General features: G+C 38.0%; 6 protein-coding genes and 1 tRNA gene. 2 read left to right on the top strand and 5 right to left on the bottom strand.

The genetic code is table 11. The annotated features are described in order from the left end of the window. Positions 1-284: response regulator transcription factor (locus AC1DPQ_RS19885; RefSeq protein ID WP_477610644.1), on the top strand; the 284-nt coding region annotated here is incomplete at its 5' end. 279 nt (positions 285-563) lie between these two features. Here AC1DPQ_RS19885 and AC1DPQ_RS19880 read toward each other — a convergent pair. Further along, a tRNA-His gene (locus AC1DPQ_RS19880) sits at positions 564-637 on the bottom strand. A gap of 176 nt (positions 638-813) precedes the next feature. Here AC1DPQ_RS19880 and rnhA point away from each other — a divergent pair. Then, the gene (gene rnhA / locus AC1DPQ_RS19875) at positions 814-1,278 is read left to right on the top strand and encodes a ribonuclease HI (RefSeq protein ID WP_057934856.1); all 465 of its coding nucleotides are present in this window, start codon (positions 814-816) and stop codon (positions 1,276-1,278) included. A gap of 6 nt (positions 1,279-1,284) precedes the next feature. On the opposite strand, the gene fbp is transcribed toward rnhA, so the two are convergent. From fbp to gloA2, 4 genes are all read right to left on the bottom strand, one after another. Beyond that, positions 1,285-2,364, bottom strand: coding sequence for a class 1 fructose-bisphosphatase (fbp, locus tag AC1DPQ_RS19870; RefSeq protein WP_477610643.1), 1,080 nt, complete (start codon positions 2,362-2,364; stop codon positions 1,285-1,287). Between the two features lie 19 nt (positions 2,365-2,383). Next, positions 2,384-2,875 (bottom strand): metallophosphoesterase family protein, encoded by a 492-nt coding sequence (locus AC1DPQ_RS19865; protein WP_029278402.1) that lies wholly within the window; start codon positions 2,873-2,875, stop codon positions 2,384-2,386. Between the two features lie 190 nt (positions 2,876-3,065). Next, entirely contained in the window at positions 3,066-3,767 is a 702-nt protein-coding gene (locus tag AC1DPQ_RS19860) for a tRNA1(Val) (adenine(37)-N6)-methyltransferase (protein WP_477610642.1), read from the bottom strand. Between the two features lies 1 nt (position 3,768). Next, positions 3,769-4,066, bottom strand: a 298-nt coding sequence (gene gloA2 / locus AC1DPQ_RS19855) for an SMU1112c/YaeR family gloxylase I-like metalloprotein (RefSeq protein WP_477610641.1), incomplete at its 5' end; no start/stop codon positions are given.

Below are 4,066 nucleotides of genomic sequence, written 5' to 3'. Positions count from 1 at the left end.
ACCTACTGGAAGCCATTAACTGCGTACTAAAAGGCAAAGTATATTATAGTTTTGAAGTATTAAGCTCGTTAAGGAAACCAACACCCAACCAATTTCTAATTACCCGAAGAGAAAAAGAAGTATTGTTGCTCATCGCCGAAGGGTTAACCAATGCAGCGATATCAGAAAAGCTTTTCATCAGCGTTCCAACTGTAAACACGCACCGCAAAAGCCTATTAGAAAAACTTGAAGTAAAAAATACAGCCATGCTAATCGGTAAGGCTACAAAACTGGGATTAATTTAGTTCACTTTCTAAATCCTCTATTTGATTCCAAGAAATTCAGGCTAGCAAACCTATAGGCATGAAGTTAACAACATCAAACCAAAAAAGCCCACTTACATTAACCGTAATTCACTAATTACCAATGAATTAAAATAGATAAAATTGATAGGAAAATATTGTAGCCCGTCAGGGTACCCATATGAGGCTCGAACCCAAAATCGACCTCTATCTTCTCTAATCAGCGATTTGAAAATTACCTTAAAAAGAAAAAGCCCTTTAAGATAACTTAAAGGGCTCACGGGTGGCTGATGGGGCTCGAACCCACGACCCTCGGCACCACAAACCAATACTCTAACCAACTGAGCTACAGCCACCGTATTTTTTAGTGTCACAAAAGTACGACTTTTAATATTTCTTGCAAATATTTTTTTCAAAGTTTTTACAACTAATTTTTAATTCCTTAACATTCAATTATTTGAAATTGAAAAAAAAATTCAAAAGCAGATAAAACAAGCTATTTTAAACCTAAAAACATAACTTTACGGCGTTTATGATCGAAATTTATACAGACGGAGCAGCTAGCGGAAACCCAGGACCAGGTGGTTGGGGTACAATTTTAAGGGCAGGACAACACTATAAGGAACTAAGTGGCGGCTTTAGAATGACCACCAATAACCGCATGGAACTATTGGCTGTAATAAAAGGATTAGAAGCGTTAAAAAGTTTAAATCAACAAGTAACTGTTTACTCCGATTCGAAATATGTAGTAGATGCTGTGGAGAAGAAATGGGTTTTCGGCTGGGTAACCAAAAATTTTAAGGATAAAAAAAACAAAGACCTGTGGTTGAGATTCCTGGAACTGTATAAACTTCACAAAGTGAAATTCATCTGGATTAAAGGTCACAACGATCACCCGGAGAATGAGCGTTGCGACCGTTTAGCTGTTTTTGCTTCGCAAGACAAACAAAACCTGGCTATAGATACTTTTTTTGAAGCAGAGAGAAGTAAGATTTAGCCAATCTTAATCAATTCCGCCAACTACATTTAAATCCTCTAGTTTCGTTTCTACATTGGCATCGATCGAGATTGATTTTGCTGTATACAACAACATCATTTCTTCAGCCTTTTCTACCATATGTTTTGACCCGATAAAAATCGGAACCCTTTGATGCAATTCTGTTGGTTCAATATCGAGTATACGATCAAAGCCTGTGCTGGCTTTGCCCCCAGCCTGCTCAATAATATAAGCCATTGGGTTACATTCGTATAACAACCTTAACTTTCCATTAGGCGAGCGTGAAGTGGTTGGGTAAATATAAATCCCACCTTTAATTAAGTTCCGGTGGATGTCGCCAACCATCGAACCAATATAACGCGAAGTATACGGGCGTTTAGTGGCCTCATCTTCTACCTGGCAGTATTTGATGTATTTTTTAACGCCATCTGGAAAGTGAACATAATTACCTTCATTTACCGAATACATATAACCTGTTTCGGGTATTTTCATCTGGGGGTGAGAAAGGCAAAATTCACCTATTGATGGGTCTAATGTAAAACCATTAACGCCCTTCCCTGTGGTATAAACCAACATGGTAGAAGAACCATAAATAATGTAACCGGCAGCTACCTGTTCTGTACCTTTTTGCAACACATCCGTTATACTGGCTCTGCCATCAACCGATTTCCTGCGATAAATGGAGAAAATAGTGCCCACAGCTACATTTACATCTGTATTGGATGAACCATCTAAAGGATCGATACAGACGATATACTTGGCGTTTTGAGAAACCGGCGATTCGATATGGATAATTTCATCTTCTTCTTCGGTAGCTACAATACAGCATTCGCCGCCACTGGTTAACGCAGCAATAAACTGTTCATCAGCATAAACATCTAGCTTTTTTTGCTCCTCACCCTGAATATTGGTGGTTCCCATATCGCCTAAAATATCAACTAAACCGGCTTTATTAATTTCGCGGTTTACAATTTTTGCAGCTATACCAATATCCCTTAATAACCTCGAAAGCTCTCCTTTAGCATATGGGAAATCCGCTTGTTTTTCTATAATAAATTGTCCTAATGTTTTAACGCCACAAACCATACTTAGTGTAAATTTTACATTATCTACCCGATAACTCTATAACCTCTAAGGTATGAATATTTTCATCAGTTATGCAAAAACGGATGAGGGTTCTCACTTTGTGCCAACCGTGTTTTCCTGCTGCACCGGGGTTTATATGCAAACATTTTATTTTTTCATCGAACATTACTTTTAAAATATGTGAATGCCCTGTAATAAATAATTTCGGAGGGTTAGTGTATATTTCAGGCTTAACATAAGACGAGTATCTTCCTGGATACCCACCTATATGCGTCATCCAAACATCAACCCTTTCGCAGCTAAATCGATTTTGCTCTGGAAACTCCGCTCTAATCGCACTATCATCTATATTTCCGAATACCCCGCGCAAAGGTTTAAACGCTGCCAAAGGCTCGGCTACATTAGGGCCAAAATCTCCCGCATGCCAAATTTCATCTACACCATCGAAGTGTTTAAAAACCGCATCATCTAAAAAACCGTGTGTATCAGAGATTAAACCTATTTTTTTCATTATGTAAACTTAATTGTGCCCCGTAATTTACAGGACTGGCAAAATCTTTCGACCAATTTTTGCTAAAACAAATCTTCCAACGGTCGACAAATTTTTTAAAAATGGTGATTAAATATTATAAAAAAACACGACAGCGATTATACAATGTTATCATTGTTCCCTACCCCGCCATCCATCCAAAAACCATAAGCTAGAAGGCCAGAAAAAAATCCTTCAGTAATTCTTTATAAGCTGCTGTATGCGCTTTTAAAGATTCATAAATATAAAAATCATTTTCCTTCAAAACCGCTTTACCTTTTTTTAAACAGATCACTTGTCTAAAGGTTGGCTTGCTTTGATCAGAATGAATATGGATCCGCTCTGCAAGCGATAAATTATAATGTGCAGCATTACCTATAACCTCATCAGCTTGTTTAACCGGAAGGATTAACCAAATCATACCTTCATCTGCCAATAACCCGCTCGATTTTTTAATGAGCATGCTAAAAAAGTCTTCATCTGCATGCCGGGCTATTCCTTTCCTAAATTCTTCACTTTTTAAATCATTTACAAAAAAAGGCGGGTTAGAAACAATCAGATCGAATTGCTGAGCATAGTTATATTGTTCAATTGATGTATGGTTAATGGTTAACCGCTCACTGAAAACAGATAATTGAAAATTCTTTCCAGCAGTTTGTGCGGCCTGTTCATCAATTTCTACAGCATGTATGCTTGCATCAGGAAATCGCTGGGCCAGCATCAAGGCAATTACACCAGTTCCCGTTCCAATATCCAATATATTTTTAGGTTTTTCGTGATTTACCATCGCCGCAATTAAAACACCATCCGTGTTAATCCTCATGGCGCAACCCGTTTGGTCGACTTCAAACTGTTTGAACTTGAAAATACTCATCCTAAATTTCGTACAACTCTAAAGGCAAACCATCAGGATCAGCAAAAAAAGTAAAGCGTTTATCGGTAAACTCATCAATACGGATCGGTTCGGTTATTATACCCTGATCATTCAAACGCGAAATCTCTTTTTCTATATCATCAACCTCAAAAGCTAAATGACGTAAACCCTGAGCCTCTGGCCGCGATGGCCTTGCAGGAGGGTTTTCGAAAGAAAACAGCTCGATCTGATATACACCATTTAYTGCAAGATCTAATTTATACGATTTCCTTTCAGCCCGGTAAACCTCGGTAAACCTC

Source organism: Pedobacter sp. 01T416_2 (assembly GCF_056398925.1).
The sequence above is the reverse complement of the archived record's forward strand: the minus strand, read 5'-3'. Positions and strand labels throughout refer to the sequence as shown.

What these genes read in the sequence shown, in the direction of transcription:
- rnhA (WP_057934856.1), top strand. Translation starts at nt 814, where the DNA reads ATGATCGAAATTTATACAGACGGAGCAGCTAGCGGAAACCCAGGACCA.
- fbp (WP_477610643.1), bottom strand. Translation starts at nt 2,364, where the DNA reads ATGGTTTGTGGCGTTAAAACATTAGGACAATTTATTATAGAAAAACAA.
- AC1DPQ_RS19865 (WP_029278402.1), bottom strand. Translation starts at nt 2,875, where the DNA reads ATGAAAAAAATAGGTTTAATCTCTGATACACACGGTTTTTTAGATGAT.
- AC1DPQ_RS19860 (WP_477610642.1), bottom strand. Translation starts at nt 3,767, where the DNA reads ATGAGTATTTTCAAGTTCAAACAGTTTGAAGTCGACCAAACGGGTTGC.